16 protein-coding genes are annotated in these 19,553 nt (G+C 69.0%); all 16 read right to left on the reverse strand.

Going from position 1 to position 19,553, the window contains the following annotated elements:
• Window positions 1-43: 43 nt before the first annotated feature.
• Window positions 44-4,645 carry a Calx-beta domain-containing protein gene (locus tag ABD727_RS05210; protein ID WP_344706320.1) on the reverse strand — a complete coding sequence of 1,534 codons (4,602 nt, stop codon included), beginning with the start codon at window positions 4,643-4,645 and terminating at the stop codon, window positions 44-46.
• Between the two features lie 187 nt (window positions 4,646-4,832).
• Window positions 4,833-6,212 (reverse strand): efflux transporter outer membrane subunit, encoded by a 1,380-nt coding sequence (locus tag ABD727_RS05215; protein WP_344706321.1) that lies wholly within the window; start codon window positions 6,210-6,212, stop codon window positions 4,833-4,835.
• A 4-nt stretch (window positions 6,213-6,216) separates the two neighbouring features.
• Window positions 6,217-7,404: an HlyD family secretion protein gene (locus ABD727_RS05220; RefSeq protein ID WP_344706322.1), complete on the reverse strand. Its 1,188-nt coding sequence runs from the start codon at window positions 7,402-7,404 to the stop codon at window positions 6,217-6,219.
• Window positions 7,404-9,086 carry an efflux MFS transporter permease gene (locus tag ABD727_RS05225; protein WP_344706323.1) on the reverse strand — a complete coding sequence of 561 codons (1,683 nt, stop codon included), beginning with the start codon at window positions 9,084-9,086 and terminating at the stop codon, window positions 7,404-7,406. Before ABD727_RS05225 ends, ABD727_RS05220 begins: the two co-directional genes overlap by 1 nt.
• A gap of 213 nt (window positions 9,087-9,299) precedes the next feature.
• Window positions 9,300-10,070 carry a twin-arginine translocase subunit TatC gene (tatC, locus tag ABD727_RS05230; RefSeq protein WP_344706324.1) on the reverse strand — a complete coding sequence of 257 codons (771 nt, stop codon included), beginning with the start codon at window positions 10,068-10,070 and terminating at the stop codon, window positions 9,300-9,302.
• Window positions 10,067-10,360, reverse strand: coding sequence for a Sec-independent protein translocase subunit TatA/TatB (locus ABD727_RS05235; RefSeq protein ID WP_344706325.1), 294 nt, complete (start codon window positions 10,358-10,360; stop codon window positions 10,067-10,069). The genes tatC and ABD727_RS05235 overlap by 4 nt, the downstream gene beginning before the upstream one ends.
• Before the next feature lie 4 nt (window positions 10,361-10,364).
• The gene (gene tatA / locus ABD727_RS05240; RefSeq protein ID WP_344706326.1) at window positions 10,365-10,595 is read right to left on the reverse strand and encodes a twin-arginine translocase TatA/TatE family subunit; all 231 of its coding nucleotides are present in this window, start codon (window positions 10,593-10,595) and stop codon (window positions 10,365-10,367) included.
• A 27-nt stretch (window positions 10,596-10,622) separates the two neighbouring features.
• Window positions 10,623-11,639: a P-type DNA transfer ATPase VirB11 gene (gene virB11 / locus ABD727_RS05245; protein WP_344706327.1), complete on the reverse strand. Its 1,017-nt coding sequence runs from the start codon at window positions 11,637-11,639 to the stop codon at window positions 10,623-10,625.
• On the reverse strand, window positions 11,636-12,832 hold the full coding sequence (locus ABD727_RS05250; RefSeq protein WP_344706328.1) for a TrbI/VirB10 family protein: 1,197 nt from the start codon (window positions 12,830-12,832) through the stop codon (window positions 11,636-11,638). Before ABD727_RS05250 ends, virB11 begins: the two co-directional genes overlap by 4 nt.
• Entirely contained in the window at window positions 12,819-13,589 is a 771-nt protein-coding gene (locus tag ABD727_RS05255; protein ID WP_344706329.1) for a TrbG/VirB9 family P-type conjugative transfer protein, read from the reverse strand. Before ABD727_RS05255 ends, ABD727_RS05250 begins: the two co-directional genes overlap by 14 nt.
• Complete coding sequence (locus ABD727_RS05260) at window positions 13,586-14,824, reverse strand: TrbL/VirB6 family protein (RefSeq protein WP_344706330.1); 1,239 nt, start codon at window positions 14,822-14,824, stop codon at window positions 13,586-13,588. The genes ABD727_RS05255 and ABD727_RS05260 overlap by 4 nt, the downstream gene beginning before the upstream one ends.
• Entirely contained in the window at window positions 14,821-17,244 is a 2,424-nt protein-coding gene (locus ABD727_RS05265; protein ID WP_344706331.1) for a VirB4 family type IV secretion/conjugal transfer ATPase, read from the reverse strand. Before ABD727_RS05265 ends, ABD727_RS05260 begins: the two co-directional genes overlap by 4 nt.
• Complete coding sequence (locus ABD727_RS05270) at window positions 17,241-17,525, reverse strand: VirB3 family type IV secretion system protein (RefSeq protein WP_344706332.1); 285 nt, start codon at window positions 17,523-17,525, stop codon at window positions 17,241-17,243. The genes ABD727_RS05265 and ABD727_RS05270 overlap by 4 nt, the downstream gene beginning before the upstream one ends.
• Before the next feature lie 4 nt (window positions 17,526-17,529).
• Window positions 17,530-17,835, reverse strand: coding sequence for a TrbC/VirB2 family protein (locus ABD727_RS05275; protein WP_344706333.1), 306 nt, complete (start codon window positions 17,833-17,835; stop codon window positions 17,530-17,532).
• A 14-nt stretch (window positions 17,836-17,849) separates the two neighbouring features.
• The gene (locus ABD727_RS05280) at window positions 17,850-18,491 is read right to left on the reverse strand and encodes a lytic transglycosylase domain-containing protein (protein ID WP_344706334.1); all 642 of its coding nucleotides are present in this window, start codon (window positions 18,489-18,491) and stop codon (window positions 17,850-17,852) included.
• Between the two features lie 47 nt (window positions 18,492-18,538).
• Window positions 18,539-19,531, reverse strand: coding sequence for a ferritin-like domain-containing protein (locus tag ABD727_RS05285; RefSeq protein ID WP_344706335.1), 993 nt, complete (start codon window positions 19,529-19,531; stop codon window positions 18,539-18,541).
• Window positions 19,532-19,553 lie beyond the last annotated feature (22 nt).

Consider the following 19,553-nt stretch of genomic DNA (forward strand, 5'->3'; position numbering starts at 1 on the left):
CGCGACCGAACGATCGCGACCCCTCCCTGGCGTGCGCTCGACCTCAGACGTGGAGCCAATAGTCTCCCGAGCCGTGCTGGCCGACGAATTCGTCGAAGGTCGCGACCTTGAAGCCCGTGGTGGACAAGGCACTGCTCTCGGTCGTGACACCGTCGAGCGAGGCGATGCCGAGCAGGGTGACCGAACCGCCGCCGGTCAGCACCAGCTTGAGGTCGGTGATGCCATCGCTATTGGCGTCGAGTTGCTGGGCGTTGCGGATGCCGGTGCCTTCGAAGACGAGCTTGTCGTTGACGAGGTCGAAGTCGCGGATGACGTCGTTGCCCGACTGGCCGGCGAAGACGAAGCTGTCGCGTCCCGCGCCGCCCTCGAGGCTGTCGTCGCCCTTTCCGCCGATCAGCAGGTCGTTGCCGGTCCCACCGTACAGCTGGTCGTTGCCGCTGCCGCCATCGAGGCGATCGTGGCCATCGAGCCCGAACAGCCGGTCGTTGCCGTTCTCGCCCGCCAACCGGTCCTCGCCGCCGGTGCCGGCGAGCTGGTCGTTGCCGTTGCCGCCCGCCAGCGCGATCCCGTCATCGATCCCGGTGACGGTGACGTTGACGGTCGCCTTGCTGCTCAGTCCGCCCTTGTCGGTCACCGTATAGCTGAAGCTGTCGGTTGCGGTCGTCCCCGGTGCGAGCGCGTCGAAGGCGTCGTTGTCGGCGACATAGCGCAATGTCTGGGTGGCGGGGTCGAAGACCAGGCTGCCGTAGGTGCCGGCGGTGCCGGCCGCCGAGATGGTCAGCGCATCGCCCGCGTCCGGATCGCTGTCGTTGCCGATCAGCTGCGACCAGAGGTTGCCACTGGTCGCATCCTCGTTGACGGCGATGCTGTCGGCGGCCGCGTTCGGGGCCTCGTTGACGTCGCCCACCGTGACGGTGACGTCGCCGGTCGAGGTAAGGCCAGCACCGTCGGTCACCCGCGCCTTGAGGACGAAGCTCGGAACCGCCTCGAAGTTCAGCGGCTGGGTCGTCCGGACCACGCCCTCGGCGTCGACGGTGAAGCGTCCGTCGGCATCATCGATCAGGGTGAAGGTCAGCGTATCTCCCGGCGTGTCGGTCGCCGTAAGTTTCCCGACAATCGTGCCCGCCGGCAGGTTTTCGTCGACGCTGCCTCCCGCCAGAACGATGTCGTGCGGAGTGATCGCGAGACGCAGCAGCGCGACTTGCGGATCGTGGTCGGTCGGGCGCGAACCGGTGAACTCGGCGTTGATGTGGACTGCGTCGTAGCGGGCGTTCTGGAACAGCCCGCCGGTCACCAGCATGTTGTCGATCAGCTGCGAATTGCCGTCGAACATATAGGAGTAGCGCTCGGCCTCGGGCAACAGGGTCGAGAGGTTGGTGAACACCCCGCCCTTGGTCAGCTGAAGCTGCGCCTGCTCGAAGTAGAAGCCGTTCCAGTCGCCGAGCAGCATGAACTGCTTGGACGAATCCTGGGTCAGGATGTCGAATACATAGTCGCCGACCGCCGCGGCCTGGGCGGTGCGGCTGGCGTCGCCACCATCCTGCGGCGGCTGCGCGTCGCCCCACAGCGGATCGGAGCCAAGCCGCGAGGTGAAGTGGACGTTGATGGTGGTGAACTGCTGGCCGTTGAATTCCCAGGTCGCGGCCAGCGGCTTGCGCGAGCCGTTGAACGCCGGGTCGGCGAGCAGGTTGAGGCTGCCACTGACCAGATCGACGCGGTCGTCCTGGTAGAGATAGCCGTTGCGGATGTTGCCGCCCGGCTCGCCGCCGGTCGAGCCGGCGGTGGTCGGCGCAATCTCGACATAGGTGTAGCGCGGACCGCCCGCGGCGATGATCGCGTCGATCAGCCCCTGGACGTTGCCGACGCCTGACAGGTCGCTGCCGCCGCCCGCCCCGTCGGCGTCCTGCACTTCCTGGACCGCGATGATGTCGGGCGCCTTGAGGCTGTAGATGATGTCGGCGGCGAGGATGTCGTACTTGCCGTCCGACGCGTCGAGGTTCTCGAGATTGTAGGTGGCGACCGAGACGAAGTTGGCGTCACCCTTGAGCGTGGTGTTGTTGTCGGTGAGCGCAACGTCGCGGGTGATGGTGACCGGCCCGGTCGCGACCAGCTCATAATGGTCGAAGCTGTAGTTGATGACGCCGGTGACGGTGTCGATGCGGTCGCCGATGCTTAGCGTCGGTTGGGAGACGGCGAGGTCGAGCTGAAGCTTCTCGGGATTGTAGTCGCCGGCCGAGATGGTGATCCCGCCGCGTTCGTTGAAACCGGTCGAGCCCGCTCCTCCCGAGGCGACGATGTCGACCTCGCCGAAGCTGCTGATGTTCGACACGACCGCCGGCGCATCGACGGTGACCCGCATGCCCTCGAGCGATTCCCAGAAGTCGATCCCGTCGACCTCGGGGTTGAAGACGGTCAGGCCGTCGCTGTCGATGTACTCGGTCGGGGGCAGGATGCCGCCGGTCCCGATCAGCACCGCCTGCGGAAGCGCGTTGCCGGACGAGAGGATGGCGAAGGCCGAGCCGGTGATCTGGGTCACCGACAGGCCGGTCGCGCTGGGCTTATATTCGCCGACGACGCCGGTGACGCTGACCGAATCGCCAAGCGCGACCTGCGGCGCCGCGGGGGTCTTGATGAAGATGGCGTCCGAGGTGCGGGCGTTGCCGTCGCCATTCGGGTCCTGGAGGTAGAAGCCGTTCGCCTCGACCGCGGTGACGATGCCGGTGGTGATTACCGGTTGGCCATTATAGCCCGAGACATGGCCCTCGCCCTGGATGGCCATGATCGTCCTCGGGACCGGATCATCGTTGAGGATCACGCCGAGGGCGCTGTTGTCGACCACCCTCGCATGACCGGTCGCCTCGCCGAGCCGGACGGTGAAGCCCTCATTGTCCTCGCCGACCGTGTCGCCGGCGACGGGGATGGAGATGGTCTTGGTGAACTCGCCTGCAGCGAAGGTGACGGTGCCGCTGGTCGCGGTGCCCGGGGCGAGGTCGCTCGCCTGCGCCGAGGTGCCGAAGTCGAGCGACCAGGCGACGCTGGCCTCGCTCGCAAAGCCGCCGGCGCGGGTGACGGTGAAGGTCAGCGCGCTCGTCCCGCTGTTGCCCTCGACAACATAGGCGTCGCCGATCCGGATCTGGCCCTGGTCGGTGCCCGAGAGGAAGGACTGCCCGACGTTCGCCGCGCCCGGCGTGTCGTCGACGTTGAACGACCAGGTGAAGTCGCCGTAGCTCGACCCGGTGCCGGTCAGCTGGAGGCTGGTCCCGACCGGCGCGCCGTCCTGGAACACGCCGATGCTGGTCGAGGTGAGGCCCGCCGCCGGGCCATTCACCGCCGTCATCACGCCTTCGTAGCTGAGGAACTGGACGACACGGCCCGAAGCGTCGACCAGCGCGATGCCGTCGGGCTGGGTCGATCCGCCGTCACCGCCGTTCTGGATGCCCGGGGTTGCGACGCTGATCGTTCCGAAGCCGTTCGCGCTGTCGGCAATGGTGCCCGACAGGTTGATGGTCGCATAGCTGCCGTTGCCGTTGCCGTTGTAGAGCACCAGCTTCCAGCCGCTGAGATCGGTCCCGGCAAGCCCCGCGACCTCGATGAACTCGCCGACGTCGGAACCAGCGGTGTCGTAGTTGATCTCGTTGATGAAGACGTTGGCGACCGGCGCCAGGTCGTCGTTGGTGATGGTCCCGATTGCGCTCGCCTTGCCGAGCGACGCGCCACCGGTCGGTCCGGTCAGAACCACCGAGAAGGTCTCGTTCTGCTCGGCCACCGTGTCGCCGACCACCGAGATCTTGACGAGCTTGCTGGTCTCGCCCGCGGCGAAGTTGACGGTACCGCTGAGCGCGCCCGACAGGTCGCCCGCCGAGGCGGTGCCGTTGAGGTTGACCGACCAGTTGGCCGAAACCGCGCCGTCGCTGCCGCCGCTGCGGCTGACGAGGAAGCTCAGCTCGGTGGTCCCGCTATTGCCTTCCGCGATGCTGGCATCAGCGATGGCGAGGAGCCCCGGCTGGACCGCGGCGGCGGCGCTGCTGGAGACACCGATGTCGTCGATCCCGATCCACTCGTCATTGCCCACCGCGTTGGTGGTCATGATCCGGACCTGCACCTCGGCCTGGTTGTTGGCCGCGCTCGGCAGGGTGATGGTGAAGGGAGTGACGGCGGTGGCGAGGCTCGGCCCGGTCGAGGCGTCGGCGACATAGCCGTTCGGAAGGTTGATCCACGGACCGCTGTCGCCGATCCGATACTGGACGGCGATCGGCTGCGCGGCATTGTCGACGGTACCGTCGACGTCGCGCGCGTTGAAGGTCAGGACGACGTTCTCGCGCCCGGTCGCATCGAGGTAGAGCGCCAGATAGGGCGCATCGGCGGTGCCCGAGCCCTGCAGCGCGACCGTCGGATTGGCGATCTGGAACTCGGCGATGCCGCCGCTCGAGTTGGCGGTGCTGGTCTGGTTGGCGATGACGTTGACGACCGTGCTGTCGGTGGTGATCGTCCGCGGGTCGGTCGCGGTGGAGGTGGTCAGGTCGTCGCCGCGATAGCCGACGATGCTCGGCACGCCGGCCCAGTTGTTGTCGGCCGCGATCTGTCCCGTGTCGCTCCAGTCCTGGAAGAAATTGCCACCCGACAGCTTGAAATAGGTCTTACCCACTGAGTCGCTTCCCCTGCACATGCAACAGCGACCTGCCGCCTCCGCCCAGAGGCGGCATGGATGCGATCGGCGCTGTCCCGGTAAGTGTTTGCTAACCGCGCAACTGGCCGGAATCCATGACAGGATTCTGACTGCGGCTCATTTTTCCGCAGGCTGTGCCCCATTGCGGCACAGAAGTCGCAGTCGCCTAGCGGGCGGTCGGCGGCGCGGTCCCGACCGCCTGGTAGAGTCCGATGACCGCGTTCAACTGGTCGGCGCGGAGCTGGACCATCGACAGGTCCACTCCAAGCAGCTGCCGCTGCGCATCGATCTGCTCGATGTAGGGCGAGTAGCCGGCGTCGTAGCGGTTGCGGGCGTGCCGCAGCGCATCGGCGACCGCCAGCCGCTGCGCGTCGAGCGAGCGCTTCTGCTCGTCGAGCCGGGCCAGCGTCGCAAGCCGGTCCTCGACCTCGCGGAAGGCGGTCAGCACGGTGCCGCGATAGGCGAAGGCCGCCTGGTCGCGGCGCGCGGTGGCGGAGGTGAGCTGGCCCCTCAATCGCCCGCCGTCGAAGATCGGAGCCAACACGCTCCCGCCGAGCGACCAGACCGAGATCGGGTTGCTCAACAGGTCGGACGCGACTGCACCGGCCGTCGCGCTGATCCCGAAGGTCGGCATGAAGCGGGCTCGGGCGGCGCGCATCTGCGCGTCGCTTGCCGCCAGCTGATATTCGGCCGCCGCGATGTCCGGTCGCCGCCGAAGCAGCTCGGCGGGGACGATGGCGGGGGTCGCGGGCCGGATGAGGCTTGCGAGGGTCCCGCCGCGACGGATTGCCCGCGGCAAATGGCCGGTGAGCACCGACAGCGCATTTTCCTGTCGCGCGATCTGCGCCTCGACTTGCGGGATCGACTGGGCCGCGCCCTGATATTCGGCCTGCGCCTGGCGCCACTCGAGCTGCGAGGTGTAGCCGACTTCCGCTCTGCGCCTTGCAAAGCGGACCGACTGCTCGAGCACCGCAAGCGTGCGTCGGAGCGTCGCCAGCCGCTCGTCGAGCGCGAGCAGGGTGACGTAGCCGCTCGCGGTGGCGGCGCTGACGCTGAGCAGGGTCGCCTCGCGCGCGGCTTCGCTTGCGGCGGTCCCGGCGCGGGCAGCATCGATCCCGGCCCGATTGCGACCGAACAGGTCGAGCTCGTAGGAGACCCGAGCAAGCGGCTGGGCGACGACCGATTCCTGGCCCTTGCCGAACGGCGACACCTCGCGCCGAGCCGCCGCATTGACCCCGGCTTCGACCGTCGGGAAGAGCAGCGAGCGCGACGCGGCTTCGGTCCCGCGGGCTTCCTCGATCCGGGCGGCGGCGAGCAGCACGTCATTGTTGCTGGCGCGGGCGGCTTCGACCAGGGCGGAGAGAGCGGGATCGCCGAATGCGTCCCACCAGCGCGGCTCGATTGCCGCGGTGCCGGGAAGCTGCGTCCGCCACTCGAGCGGCGGATTGACGGTCGAGGCGGCCGGAAGCGGGCGAAGCGACGGCGCGCAGCCGGCCGCGGCGAGCAGTGCGAGGACGCCGGCACCGCAGCGAAGGGGGCGTCTCATCCGGTCAATTGCCGTTGCCGGTGTGGACGGTCGCGACCACCGACATACCCGGGCCGAGCCGGGCGGCGAGCGGCTGATCGCGGTCGAGCACGATGCGCACCGCGATGCGCTGCGGCACCTTGACGAAGTTGCCCGCTCCGGCGTCGGGTTTGATCAGGCTGAACTCGGTCCCGGCCGCCGGCGCGATGCTCTGGACCCGGCCCGACAGCTTGGCGCCGCCGAGCGCGTCCACCGTCAGGCTCGCGCGCTGCCCGACCGCCATTCGCGCGGTCTGCGTCTCCTTGAAGTTGGCGGTGATCCACAGGTCGTCGGGGACGAGGTACATGAGCTGCGTCCCGGCCGAGACGAGCTGGCCAACGCGCGCCGAGACCTCGCTCAATCGTCCGGCGCGCGGCGCCCGGATCTCGGTCCGCGACAGATCGATTCGCGCCAGTTCGGCCGCCACGCCGGCACCTTCGACCTGCGCTTCGAGCGCGCCGCGCCCGACCTCGACCGTGCGGACCTGCTCGCCCGCGATCGCGCGCTGCGCCTGCGCCTGCTGGACCGCGGCCTGCGCCTGCTTGAGCGCGGCCCGCGCCTGGTCGCGTTCGCGCAGCGAGACCGAACCTTCGCCCGCCAGTTCGGCGATCCGGCGCATGTCGGCCTGCGCCTTCTCGAGACCGGCGCGCGCACTCGCGACGGCGGCATCCTGGAGCCGCGCCTGCGCCTCGCCCGAACGAAGGCTCTGCTGACTGTTGGCTAGCGTCGCGCGCTGCGCGGCGATGTTGGCCTCGCCCTGGCGGAGACGCTGGCGGAAAGGAGCGGGATCGATCCGAGCGAGCAGCTGGCCGGCTTGCACGCGGTCGAAGTCGCGGACCGGAACCTCGATCAGATAACCCGCGACCTGCGGGCTGATGACCGTCGTCTGCCCACGGACATAGGCATTGTTGGTGGTCTCCTCGCCGCGGTCGAAGGGATTGATGCCCCAGGCGAGGAAGGCCGCGACGATGCCGGCAAGGATGACCAGGAGGCCGGCGGCGATCTTCGAACGCGACACGCCCGGCGACCAGCCGCCGGAAGTCGACTTGGCGCTGCCTGCATCGGGGTCGTCGAATTCCGGGTCGCGCGGCTGTTCCCGCTCCTCGCTTGCGGGAGCGGCGTGGGCTTCGTCCGCCTCGCCTTTATCCCGATCAAGCAGCACTTCCTTGTTCATCAACGACTCCCGGCGAGCATGGACTGGAGGGCGGCGAGTTCCTTGCCGAGCGGATTGCGCCCGCGAACCCGGTTGACCGTCCAGGGAATGAGGACGGCGACGAAGGCGATCACCGCAAGCCACCCGATCACGAAAAAGACGTCGTTGAAGGCCAGCACCGCGGCCTCGCGCCCCGCTTCTCGGGCGACCTGCGCCGCGGCCGCTCCCTGCTGGAGCGCGGGATCGGAGAGGGTCGGCGCAAGCGCCCTCGAGGCCTGGCGGAGGCCGTCGGCGAGCTGCGGATTGGTCGCGGTCAGCGTCGCGCCCGCGTCGACCAGGTGGGTCTTGAGGCGAATGGTGTGGAGCGCCGAGAGCGCCGCGGTGCCCGCCAGTCCGCCGAGCGTCTGCGACAGCGAGAAGATGGCGATGAAGCTGACCATGTGGCCCGGGCCCGCGACCAGCGCCCGGATCATCCCCTCCATCAGCACCGGACCCATCGCATAGACTGCAGCGAAGGAGATGGCGGCCTGGGTCCAGGTGAGGTCGGATGGGCGCGACATGACGCCGGTCCGCGTGTCGGCGAAGGCCGCGATCGCGATGACCAGCAGCGCGAACAGGATCGGGCGGTTGAGGTCTGTGGGGTCGAGCCGGACCAGCGACAGCAGGACCCCGGCGACCGTGGCTCCGGCGAGCGCGAGATGATAGCCCGTCAGCTGCTCGTTGGCGTAGCCGAGCGCGGAGAACAGCCCGGTCGCGCCGAAGCTCTGTTCGGCGACGAGCACCCGGACGGCCGCTCCGGTGATCGCCATTGCGAGGATCCCGCGGCTCGACAGCCAGCGGACGTGGAGCATCGGATTGCGGCGATTGGCCTCGAGCAGCAGGCAGCCGCCGAGGCCGAGCACCGCCACGGCGAGGGCGATCGCAAGCCAGGGCGTGTCCCACCACTGAATGCGACCCTGGATGAGGAAGATCACCAGCGCGACCACGCCCGTCACGAACAGGAGGATGCTCGGCAGGTCGAGCCACTCGATCGTCTCGCGGCGCTGTCCCGGGGGAAGGCGGAAGATGGTGACCGCGCCAAGCGCCAGCAGCGACAGCGCGAACTGTAGCTGGAAGGCGTGGCCGATGTCGCCGTCGACGAGGAGTGCGGGCGAGATCGCCCGGGCAAGCGGGAAGGCGACCTGCGAAAGGCCGACCCCAAGCACCATCCCGCCGATCCGCTTGGCCGGGGGCAACCCCTGCATCAGATAATAGATCGACAGCGCCGACAGGCCGCTCGCGGCGATTCCCGCGACGGCCCGTGCCGCGAGCTCGGGCCCATAGCCGAGGTCGAGCAACTGGACGAAGTTGGCCGCGACCAGTCCGACCATGGCGTAGCGGACGAAGGGCTGGATCCCATATTCCTGCCGCATCCGGAGCAGCAGCATGCTCATGCAGGCGTAGGTCGAATAGAAGGCGACCGACAGCCAGCCGGCCTCGACCGGGGTCAGCGCCATCTCGCCCTGCAGCGCCGGGGTGTTCGCCAGCAGGAAGCCGTTCTGCGCGCCTCCGACCAGTCCGAGGAAGACGCCGATCAGCAGATAGGCGAGCCGGCGCGATGCCGGGTGGTCGGGCGTCGCGGGAGAGCCGGGAATGAGCGGCAGCTCGTGCGGACGGAAGATGTATCCGGTCCGCGGGTCCTGAAGCGGGGAAGTCTCAGCCACGCACTGTCACCGCTCGCAGCGCAGGACGTCCAGGGTCGTGCCGGGGCTGATCGGTAGCAGGAACGGGGTCACGGGCTCGGCCTTCGCAGCGGAATTGATCACGCACACGAGCGGCTGGCGGATCCTCTCACCGCCGGTTCACCCGAATCATCTACGAAGCCAAAGGTCAGTTGTTCCGGAGGCGGTCGAAAGCCTTGGCGAAGGAGATATCGCTCAGCCGGCCCCGAGCGGCACGGCGGCGGCGGCTTCGCGGCGGGTCGGACCGGTCAGCCGCATCGTCAGGAGCGCGCCCTCGTAGAGGAGCCACAGGGGCACCGCGAGCATGAACTGGCTGATGACGTCGGGAGGGGTCAGCACCGCGGAGATGGCGAAGGCGATGACGATCGCATAGCGCCGCTTGGCGGCGAGCTGTTCGCGGGTCACCAGCCCGATCCGCTGGGCGAGAACCAGCACCAGCGGGAGCAGGAAGGCGACTCCGAAGCCGAACAGGAAGCGGGTCACGAAGGACAGATAGTTGCCGACCCCCGGAAGGGCTTCGCGCTGGACGCCGCCGATGTTGCCCTCGAAGCCCAGCAGGAAGTGCAGCGCCCAGGGCATGGCGAGGAAGTAAGCGAAACAGGCGCCGCCCGCGAAGAACAATGGGGTGAGCAGGAGGAAGGGGAGAAGCGCCCTTTTCTCGGTGGCGTAGAGCCCCGGCGCGACGAACCGCCACGCCTGCATCGCGAACAGCGGAAAGCAGATCATCAGCGCGGCGAAGAGCGCGACCCTGACCTCCGCGAAGAAGGCCTCGAACACGTCGGTGTAGATGAGGCGCCCCTCGCCTGCGGCGAGGAGAGGGTGGACCAGGACGGCGAAGATCGGCTTGGCCATGGCGAAGCAGCCGAAGAAGGCGGCCACCAGCACCGCCACGCTTACCAGAAGGCGCTGGCGAAGTTCGGTCAGATGCTCGAACGCCTCGAGCTTTCCGGACGCGGTGGGGATCACGGCGCCGGCCGGTCCGTCACCACCGGCTCAGCCGCAGGGGTGCTGGCGGGCGGCCTCGGGGCGGGCCGCTCGGCCGCGGCCATCTCGGCACGCCACTTGGCGTCCATCTCGGCCAGCTCGGCTTCGCGTATCATCGTCTCAAGCCCGCCGGTGAAGTGACGCATATGGGCGCGGACCTTGGCGATCGCCCGTCCAAGCGTTCGGAGGGTTCCGGGAAGCTCCTTTGGACCGATGAAGATCAGCGCTGCGACCGCGATGACGAGCAGCTCGCTGCTGTCGATGCCGAACACCGGCTCAGCGCTGGACGGTGTCGCGGTGGGCGGCGTCGGGAGCGATCGGCGGCGCCGCTGCGCGATCGGAAAGGGCGGCCGAGGGCGGCGGGGCGGGGTCGTCGGCCATGCCCTGCTTAAAGCCCTTGAGGCCCTTGGCGACGTCACCCATCATGGTCGAGAAGCGATTGCCGCCGAACAGCAGCAAGATGACAAGGCCGAGTACGAGCCAGTGAATGAGGCTGAAGCTGCCCATCGTGCATGTTCCTTTGTAGCAGTGAGATCAGGAGAGGCTGTCGCCGGGCGGCAGCGCTCGGAGGTCGAGAATTTCGGAGATGCCGCGGGTGCCGCTGCGTCGATCGAGCTGGACCACCAGATCGATGACCGAGCGGGCGTAGGCCAGCGTGTCCTTGCGGGTGAGGCCGAGCCCGGCGTGCATCACCATCAGCCCGAGCTGCTCGAGCGCGCCGAGCGGGGTGTTGGCGTGGATGGTGCTGAACGAGCCGGGGTGGCCGGTGTTGATCGCCCGCAGGAAGCTGATCGCCTCGGTGCCCCTCAGCTCGCCGAGGACGATCCGGTCCGGCCTCAGGCGAAGCGTGGCCTGGAGGAGATCGTCGGTGGTGACCTGCGCCTCGCCAAGCTCGCCCTTGACCGCGACCAGTCCGAGGCTTGCCGGGCTGTGGAGCCGAATCTCGGGCGTGTCCTCGATCAGGATCACCCGTTCCTCGACCGGCACCTCGCGAAGGAGTGCGTTGAGGAAAGTGGTCTTGCCCGACGAAGTGCCGCCGCTGACGAGGATGGTGCGCTTCTGAAGCACCGCCTGGCGGAGATATTCGATCGGATCGGCGGCGGGCTCGACGCTGTCGGCAAGCGTCGCGCCGGCGCCCGGCACAGCGGCATAGGCCGAGAGCGGAAGATCGACGAGCCGGTGCCGGCGGATCGCCATCGCCCAGCCGCGACGTGTCGCGGGCGGTGCGATGAACTGGACTCGCGCACCATCGGGCAGAGTCGCGGAGAGGAGCGGGCGCTGGCGGCTGATGCCCTGGTGGGTGGAACGCGCGACCTGCTCGGCTAGGCGCCGGACGAGGACGTCGTCGACTTCGGGCGCCGCGACCCGCCGGAGGTGCATGTTGCCGGCTTGCTCGATCCACACCTCGCCCGAGGTATTGACGATGACCTCGGAGACATCGTCCTGCTCCAGCCACTTGCGGAACGGGCGAAGGTAGGCGTTGAGGTAGACGCCGCCGTCGGCGGAGGGAGAAGGGACCTCCGGCTCGACGACGGCGAGCGGGGAACTCACGATGACGAGACCCGCGAGAAATCGAGGTCGCGAGCGGTGAATACGCGGATCGGCTGGCCCTGGCGCACCTTGACCGTGGGCGAGATGCCCCCGCTCTGCTGCGCGGCGACGCCCGCCGCGCCGATCCCGCCGCCCGAGGCGAGAACCGACGCTCCGCCGGTGCCGATCGCGCTCGCCGCGCCGACCACCGACAGCAGCAGGGCCGATCCGAAGCGCTTGAAGAAGTGGCTGTCGACCTCGCCGGCAAGACCGCTCTGTCCGGCCTCGTCGGTCCCGGGCGAGGCGATCGCGACCGACACGCCGTCGGGACGGATCAGCCGCGACCAGAGGACGTAGGCACGGGTCTGACCCGAGGCGAGGCCGCTCTTATACTGGCCGATGAGGCGCGACGAACGCGGGATCAGCACCCGGCTTCCATCGAAACTGCGGACGTCCTGGCTCACCACCGCGCGGACAAAGCCGGGAAGATCGCTGTTGATGGCGGTCTCGAGCACGGCCGGGATCAGCGTGCCCTGACTGACGGTCGATGCCGGACTGGCCATCGGGCGAGCGGTCGCCGTGTCGGCGGCCGAGGCATCGGCACGGGCCGAGAATTCGTCGCCGCCGGCCGGGCGTCCGTTCGTTGCCGGTCCCGCGAGGGCGGCGGTGGGTGCCGCGGCGGCACCCGTGCCGAGCACCGGGCCCGACTCGTCGAACATCAGGGTCGGCGAGCGCAGGCGGTCGGCGAGGGGCGTTCCGCTCGCCACCGGTCCGGGCGAGGTCAACGGCATGCTCGACACATAGGGCTGCTGCGGCGAGCTGAAGACCAGCGATCCCCCGGCAGGCTGCGCGGCCCCGTTCATCGCGGCAAGCTGCTCGGCGGTCGGTGGCGGCACGATGGGAAGCGGCCCGTTCTGGGATGCAGCGGCAGGTGCGGTGCGGGTGACCGGCGCCTGCTGGATGTCGCGGCTGCTGCTCATCCCGAGGAAGGTGGCGAGGCCGAGCAGCACCGCGGCGCCTCCGCCGACCGCCATCGCCATGCCTTCCTTGCGCGAGGGCGGCATGGCGACCGCCGGATAGGCGAGCCGGCTGGCCTCGATCAGCGTGCCTTCGTCGAGGTCGCGGCGCGGATCGAAGGGGACGAGCTGGCCGCTCATCCCGACCGGCCGGATGTCCTCAGCGCGGACGCCGGTGCGGGTCTCAACGACGCCCATCACGAGCCTCCGTGGTGGCGGTCTTGACCATGGTCAGCCGGTTGCCGGTCGATTGCACGATCGCCGATTCCTTGCCGCGGCGAAGGATGATCCGGCGCGGAAGGCCGGCGATCACGATGAAGCCATTTTCCATCCGGTAGTCGACCGGGCCCTCGGTCCCGTCGGGGCCGGGAACCAGGACCGCCGGGAGCGGCGACGTCTCGGGCCAGCTGAGATAGACCGCCTTGCTGTCGTCGAACAATCGGGCGGGACGGAGCGACTTGGCTCCTTCGGCCTTCCACGCGAAGTTCAGCACCGGTGGCGGGGCCGGCGCCACGCTCGCGAGCGTGGCTCCTGGCAACGGCGATGGCGGCGCGGGCGGAGGCTGGATGGAACCCGGAGCGGGGAAGTCGGGATAGTCGAAGCTCAGCGTGTAGACCGGCTGCGTGCCGCGGGTCGCCTCAAGGTCGAACAGATAGGTGCGCTGGTCGGTGATGACCATGAGGTTGCTTCGCGCGCCGGCGATCAGCGGCTTGATGAAGAGGTAGTTGCCGCGCTTGTTCGGCGTCACCTGCCAGGCCGCGCTGTCGCCTACCGCGACATTCTCGATCCGCTCATCGGCGCCGAACCGGATCGAGCTCTGGTAGCCCGGCTTGGCGGCGAAGCGAACGACCTGATCGGGCGTGTACATCACCGAGCGAACCCGCGTGTCCGGCTGCGCCGAGGCCGTTCCGGCGATCAGCAGCAGCGGGAGGAGCGAGAGGTGGAACGACTTCATGGGACGGGCTTTCGGTTGGACAGCTTGGCAGGGGGAGGAGAGCGGAAGCGCGTGCCGACACCTTGCACGCGGCGGTCGACCGTCGGTGCTCGCGAGGAAGCGGGTTCCACGCCCTGGCCGCGGGTGGCGGCGGCGAGGATCGGGCCGCGGCGGTCGGATGCGGTAGGCGGAGTGCCCGCATCGTTGGCGGCGACGTGGGTCGCGCTGACGATTGCGCGAACCCGGTCGGACACGGGCGCGGAGCCCGAGGAGCCGCTCCGCTCCGCCGCCGGTGCGACGTCGGTGGAAGCGGCAAGGGCAGCGGCTGCGGCACTGCTTCCGGCCGCGCCGCGCCCGCCCTCGGCGGCATTGCTGCCGCCACCGATCCGCCAGCCGGCGACGATGGTGCTCGACACCTTGAGCACCAGCACCATCAACGCGACGTAGACCGACGCTCCGAGGAACATCGCGACCGCGGCCCGCATGGTGATGGCGCCGCCCGCGAGCTCCGCCACGACCGGCGCAAGGAGCACCAGCGCGGCGCCGCCGATCAGCACCGTGAATAGCGGCACCAGCGCGAACATCACCGCTCCCTTGAGCCAGCCGACGAACAGCCCGTGCGTGCCTCGGAACAGGGCGAAGACGATGAACACCGGGCCGACGGCGAGCAGCGCGGCAAGCGCGATCCGGGCGACCAGCAGCACGCCGACGGTGCCGAGCAGCAGGAGCATCGCGGCCATCCACAGAACGTCGGCGGCGGTCCAGCCGGCGGCCTGGGGCGGCGCCGGAGTGATCCCGTTCACCGCCGACACCGGGGCGGGCGTGGCTGCCACCTCGGCCGCATCGGCGACCGCCGTGAAGAGGGTGTCGAGCCGGGCCGCGAAGGCCGCGGTGGCGGAGCCCGGCTGATCGGTCACGATGGAGGCGATCTGGTCCGGCGCGCCCGTCAGCAGGGTCCAGACGACGCTCTGGTAGGCGACCCAGCTCGTCGCGAAGGTCAGGACCAGCCCGAGCATCATCATCCGCGGGGTCAGCATGCTGAGGCCGATCCGCGAACGCCCGGTGAGGAGGTTCACCGCGAGCAGGCCGATGTACAGCGTCAGCATCAGGGTCAGCGCCACGCCGAGCCGCCCGTCGGGGCCGAACAGGCGCCCGAACGCGCCGGCCGCCGCTTCGGCGGAAACACAGTCGACCGAGCGGAGCACCTCCGCGATGCCCGACGTCGCCGACGGCGCGATGGGCGGGCAGCCGCTCATTCGGCCGCTTCCAGCCACGGCATTCCGTCGTCGTCCGGCCCGAGCGGCCAGCGCGATCCGGTGAGATGCGGGTACCAGGCGGCGGGATGGTCGCCGTAGATCTCGCGCAGTCCGTCGAGGCGGCGAACGCTCGCTTCGCGCCCCGAAAGCACGGTCAACACTTCCGGCATCCCCGACAGGTCGAGCCGGACCACGACAGAGTGGTTGGCATGACGGACGAGGAAGCAGCGGCTTTGCACGGGCAGCGCACGGATCAGCTCGAGCTCATGCTCCGAGAGTCCGAAGCCGGTGCAATAATCCTCCGCCCGGGCCTTGGCATTGGGCATGAAGATGCCGGTCGCGGTCTGCTCGACGATCGCCGAGCTGATGCTGCTCTCGAGCGCGTCGCGCGCCGACTGGGTGCCGAATCCGACCAGCGCATTGCGCTTCCGGAGGGTCTTCAGCCAGTCGCGAATCCGACCGGTGAAGACCGGGTCGTCGAGCGCCTTCCAGCCCTCGTCGATCAGGATCAGCGCGGGCTCACCGCTCAGCCGCTCGTCGATCCGGTGGAACAGGTAGAGCATCGTCGGCGTGCGCAGGCGCGGGTTGTCGAGCAGCGCCGTCATGTCGAAGCCGACGAGCGTGCGGCTGAGATCGAGCTCGTCCTCGGCATTGTCGAACAGCCAGGCATGCTCGCCCGACCCGACCCACGGTCCCAGCCGCGAGACGAGGTCGCCCTCTTCGGGACGGCTGTTGCCGGCGAGGAGTTCGCGGAAGTGACGCAGTCGGCGGAAGGCCGGATCATGCTCGAAGCAGGCGTCCACCGCTTCCGCGATGATCCGCAGCTCCTGCCCCGAGGCGACCTGGAGCAGCACGCCCAGCCACTCGCGAAGGAAGGCGCGGTTGGTCGGCGTGTCGGGCAGATGGAGAGGGTTGAAGCCGGTCGCCTGGCCGGCGGACAGCCGTGCGTAATGGCCGTCCATGGCGCGCACGAAGATTTCGGCACCGCGATCCTTGTCGAAGATGACGGTGCGCGGCGCGAAGCGCTGGGCCTGCGCGGCGAGGAAATTCAGGACAACCGTCTTGCCCGACCCGGACGGCCCGATGACGGTGAAGTTGCCGAGGTCGTTCTCGTGGAAGTTGAAGTGGTAGGGCGTGGCGCTCGTGGTTTCGAACAGCGCCGCCGCCTCGCCCCAATGGTTGCCGTCCGCGCGGCCGAGCGGGAAGCCGTGGAGCGAGAGGAAGCTCGCGGCATTGGCGCTGCTTAGGAGCGCCCGCCGAACGATGAACTCCTCGTTCCCCGGGAACTGCGCCCAGAAGGAGGGCTCGAGGTTGACGTCCTCGCGGACCGCGATGGCGCCGAGGTCGGCAAGCGCCGCGCCAGCTTCGGCGACCGCTTCGTCGAGTGTCGCGAGGTCGCCGACCATCAGGCTGAGCGACAGATGATGGTCGCCGAAGGCGGAATGGCCGGCGGCAAGCGCGTCCTTGGCGCCGAGCATCTCGCGGCGCTCGGTGGTGGCTTCCTCGTCGGTCGATCTCAGCCGCCGGATCGCGAGGTCCATGCGCTCTTTGGCGATCTGCCGGTCGGCCGGCGCGAAGCTTTCCGTCAGGATGAGCGCGAGCGGCAGGCGCAGCAGCCCGTCGATCATTCCGGGACGGGTGGTGCCGGGATATTCCTTGATCGACAGCGTTCCGGCGAAGCCGCGTCCGGACGGACCGCGCCGCTCGAAGGCGTCAAGCCCGAAACTGACTCGCGAATAAGGGAGGTGATGGCCAAGGTCGATCTGCGGATCGGGCGCGAGCACCGGGCGCAGTTCACCGTTGAACAGCGCCGACAGCAGCTCGCACGGTTCCGAGCAGCGTCCGCCCGGGCCCTCGTAGCCGCCGAGCACCCGCGCGCCATAGTCGGCGAGCCCCGCGACGAGCGCGGTCGCCGCGGCATCGAGGTCGCGAAGCGCCTTGGGATCATGTTCCGCGGCGAGCCGCTTGCGCGACAGCTTGCGCGCGATCCGCTCGGGCCAGCCGGTCTTGCCGCGGGCAGGGCGCCTGATGATGGTCAGGAACTGGTCGTTGACGAACAGCTGCCGGCCACCCAGCCGGGCGCGCCACTCCTCGTCGAGGTGACGGGCGAAGGCAGGACCCTCGATTGCCGACAGCGAGGTCGAGATCGGCCGGCGAATGATGTGCCGATAGAGGATGAAGCGCGCGTCGAGCGTGCTCCGCAGGAGCATTTCGCGGACGCCCTGCGCATGGTTGAGCTCGTCCGCGTCGGCGGTCTCGAACGCCATTCCCGGCACGTGCAGGCAGCGCATCAGCGAGCCGTCGCGAAGCTCGACGGTGCGCTCGTCGAGGAGCCGTCGGTAGGGCAGGCGGTCGCCGGCACGCTGCTCCTTGCGAGCCCAGCCGGCGAGGCCTTTGGTGGTGGGTTGCCGTGAGGTCATGGCGCGTAGCTGTTGCAACCCCACTTCTTCCAGTTGGCGACCCGCGGGCATTTGCTGACCTTGGTCAGCCACAGGTCGAAAACCCTCGGTTCGCGCAGGCAGGCGACGTAGCCGATGCCATGCACCAGCAGCGCGATGGGAAGCGCGAGGAAGGAGCCGGTGATGAGAAAGGCCTCGGTCGTCACCGCGGCGTTGATGACGAAATAGTTGTAGGTGACGCCCGCGAACATCTGTGGCCTGGTCAGCGCGCGGAACACAGGATCACGGTTCAGGCTGGTCACGCCGCTATCCCGCTACCGATGCAGTCGCCCGGATCCCCGAAACGATCGCGGCCGAGCCGAACAGCACGAAGCAGCCGACGATCACCGTCGCACCGAAGCGCCAGTTCATCCGCCCGGTGAGCATCATGAAGCCGACCATGGCGACCGCGATCACCGCCACTGCGGTCGCGACGTTGCCGAGCAGCGTGCCCTGGAGCCAGGCGAGCGCCGACACGATCGGGCCGGACCCCTGCGGATCGGTCGTCTGCGCGAAGGCCGGCGAAGCCGCCATCATCAGGACCATCGCGGCATATGGAGAGGTGCTCTTCATCATTCCCTTCCTTGCTATTTCGTCGAGCCCGACAGGCGGTCGACGATCGACCGCACGTAGTTCTGGGTTTCCCTGATGCGCGGGATTCCGCTTGCCCGGAGCACGCGTCCGGGCCCGGCATTGTAGGCCGCCAGCGCGCGCTCGACGTCGCCGCCGAAGCGGTCCAGCTGCTGGCGAAGGTAGCGCGCGCCGCCGGCGAGATTGGCGGCCGGGTCGAGGGGATTGACCCCGAGGTCGCGAGCGGTTCCGGGCATCAGCTGCGCGAGCCCGATCGCGCCGACCGGCGAGCGGGCATTGTGGCGCCACCGGCTCTCCTGCCACACCACCGCCTCGAGCAGGGCGGGGCTGATCTGGTGCGTTTCCGCCACCTGCTCGACCAGCGCCGCATAGGCCACGGGAGCGGCGGACGGGGTGGTGAGGGTGATTGCTTCGGCCGGGAGCTCAAGCTCGCCCGCCAATTCGGGAAGCGCCGCGGCAAGCGCCTGGCCGGGCCGATCGGCGGCCTTGGTCAGCACCGTTCCGTCGGCGGCAAGCTCGATGACGTCGGCCCTCGCGGGCTGCGTCGCGGCAAGCGACAGACAGGCGAGAGCGGCGGCGATTTTCCATCGCCTGGCACCACTTGTCGGGTGGTCCCGTGCCGTTCTCGACCTGTGCATCATGCCCTCCGTTTCGTGCCGAAGGTGGCGTGTTGGCGTTCGATAGGTCAGCCGGCCGAACTCGTGTTGAGCGAGCCGTTGACGCCATTGGGGAAGAATCCGCCGCGCGGCACCGCGCCCGCGTTCAGATAGACGATGTTGAGGACATCGCCCGGAGTGCGGCTGTAGGCGATCGCGTCGGCGTCGGCCGGGACGATGTTCGATGCACCATTGGTGCCGCGAACGCCCTGGTCGTCGTCGATCGGATTGTCGAGCGCGTCGCGGGCATTGGAGATGCGCTCGGTCGCGTCGATGAGCGAGGGAAGGGCGACGCCCTTAGCATAAAGCACGGTCCGGACGAGCCCGGCGTGGTAGGCCTCGGCACCGAGGATGCCCGCCGCGGCCGACAGGAAGACCTCGCTCTTGAGCAGCGGAGAAGCACCCTTGTAGGCGGTGACCCCGACGTCCTCGAAGATGTAGGCACCGAGCAGGAAGTTCTCGTCGCTGGCATAGGGATCGAACGACTGACCCTGGGCGATGAGGCCGGCCGCGACCGCTGCCTGGGAGAAGGGTCCGGTCGGAGTCGCGCTGATGTCGATCGCTGGCTGGGCCACCGCTGCACTTCCGAGCGCAGTGCGAAGGAAGATGACGTGCTGACGCTCGTCGAGCGCGATCTCGTTGGCATACTGACGGACGACGGGATCGGTGAAGGCCACCGCCCGACCGCCGGTCACCGGACCCTGCGTGCCCGTCCCGGTCAGGAGGTTGGCCGGGAGGCCCGCGCCGGTCGCCGCGAAGCTGTAGAATTGCGCCTCGAGATATTCGAGGTTGAGCGCGAAGTTGAGGATATCGCCATCCGACAATCCGGTGGCCGGCGGCGGCGTGTTGGTGCCGGGATTGACGCTAAGCCCGTCGCCGCTTCCGCCCGGGTCGCAGGCGCCGAGCGCCGTCGCTCCGGCCACGGCTGCCGAAATGCCGGCGAACTTCAGAAAGGCTCGGCGCTGTTCACGGCGAGCCGCCTGGCGCTCACACACTTCGGCAATGAGATCATGCTGGTTCATGAGACCGCTTTCCTGTCTGGAG

The organism is Sphingomonas swuensis, from assembly GCF_039538045.1.
GTDB classification, from domain to species: Bacteria; Pseudomonadota; Alphaproteobacteria; order Sphingomonadales; family Sphingomonadaceae; genus Sphingomicrobium; species Sphingomicrobium swuense.

Coding starts and splice junctions, on each gene's coding strand:
- ABD727_RS05215 (WP_344706321.1), bottom strand. CDS start 6,212: ATGAGACGCCCCCTTCGCTGCGGTGCCGGCGTCCTCGCACTGCTCGCC.
- ABD727_RS05220 (WP_344706322.1), bottom strand. CDS start 7,404: ATGAACAAGGAAGTGCTGCTTGATCGGGATAAAGGCGAGGCGGACGAA.
- tatA (WP_344706326.1), bottom strand. CDS start 10,595: ATGGGCAGCTTCAGCCTCATTCACTGGCTCGTACTCGGCCTTGTCATC.
- ABD727_RS05250 (WP_344706328.1), bottom strand. CDS start 12,832: ATGGGCGTCGTTGAGACCCGCACCGGCGTCCGCGCTGAGGACATCCGG.
- ABD727_RS05255 (WP_344706329.1), bottom strand. CDS start 13,589: ATGAAGTCGTTCCACCTCTCGCTCCTCCCGCTGCTGCTGATCGCCGGA.
- ABD727_RS05260 (WP_344706330.1), bottom strand. CDS start 14,824: ATGAGCGGCTGCCCGCCCATCGCGCCGTCGGCGACGTCGGGCATCGCG.
- ABD727_RS05265 (WP_344706331.1), bottom strand. CDS start 17,244: ATGACCTCACGGCAACCCACCACCAAAGGCCTCGCCGGCTGGGCTCGC.
- ABD727_RS05275 (WP_344706333.1), bottom strand. CDS start 17,835: ATGAAGAGCACCTCTCCATATGCCGCGATGGTCCTGATGATGGCGGCT.
- ABD727_RS05280 (WP_344706334.1), bottom strand. CDS start 18,491: ATGCACAGGTCGAGAACGGCACGGGACCACCCGACAAGTGGTGCCAGG.
- ABD727_RS05285 (WP_344706335.1), bottom strand. CDS start 19,531: ATGAACCAGCATGATCTCATTGCCGAAGTGTGTGAGCGCCAGGCGGCT.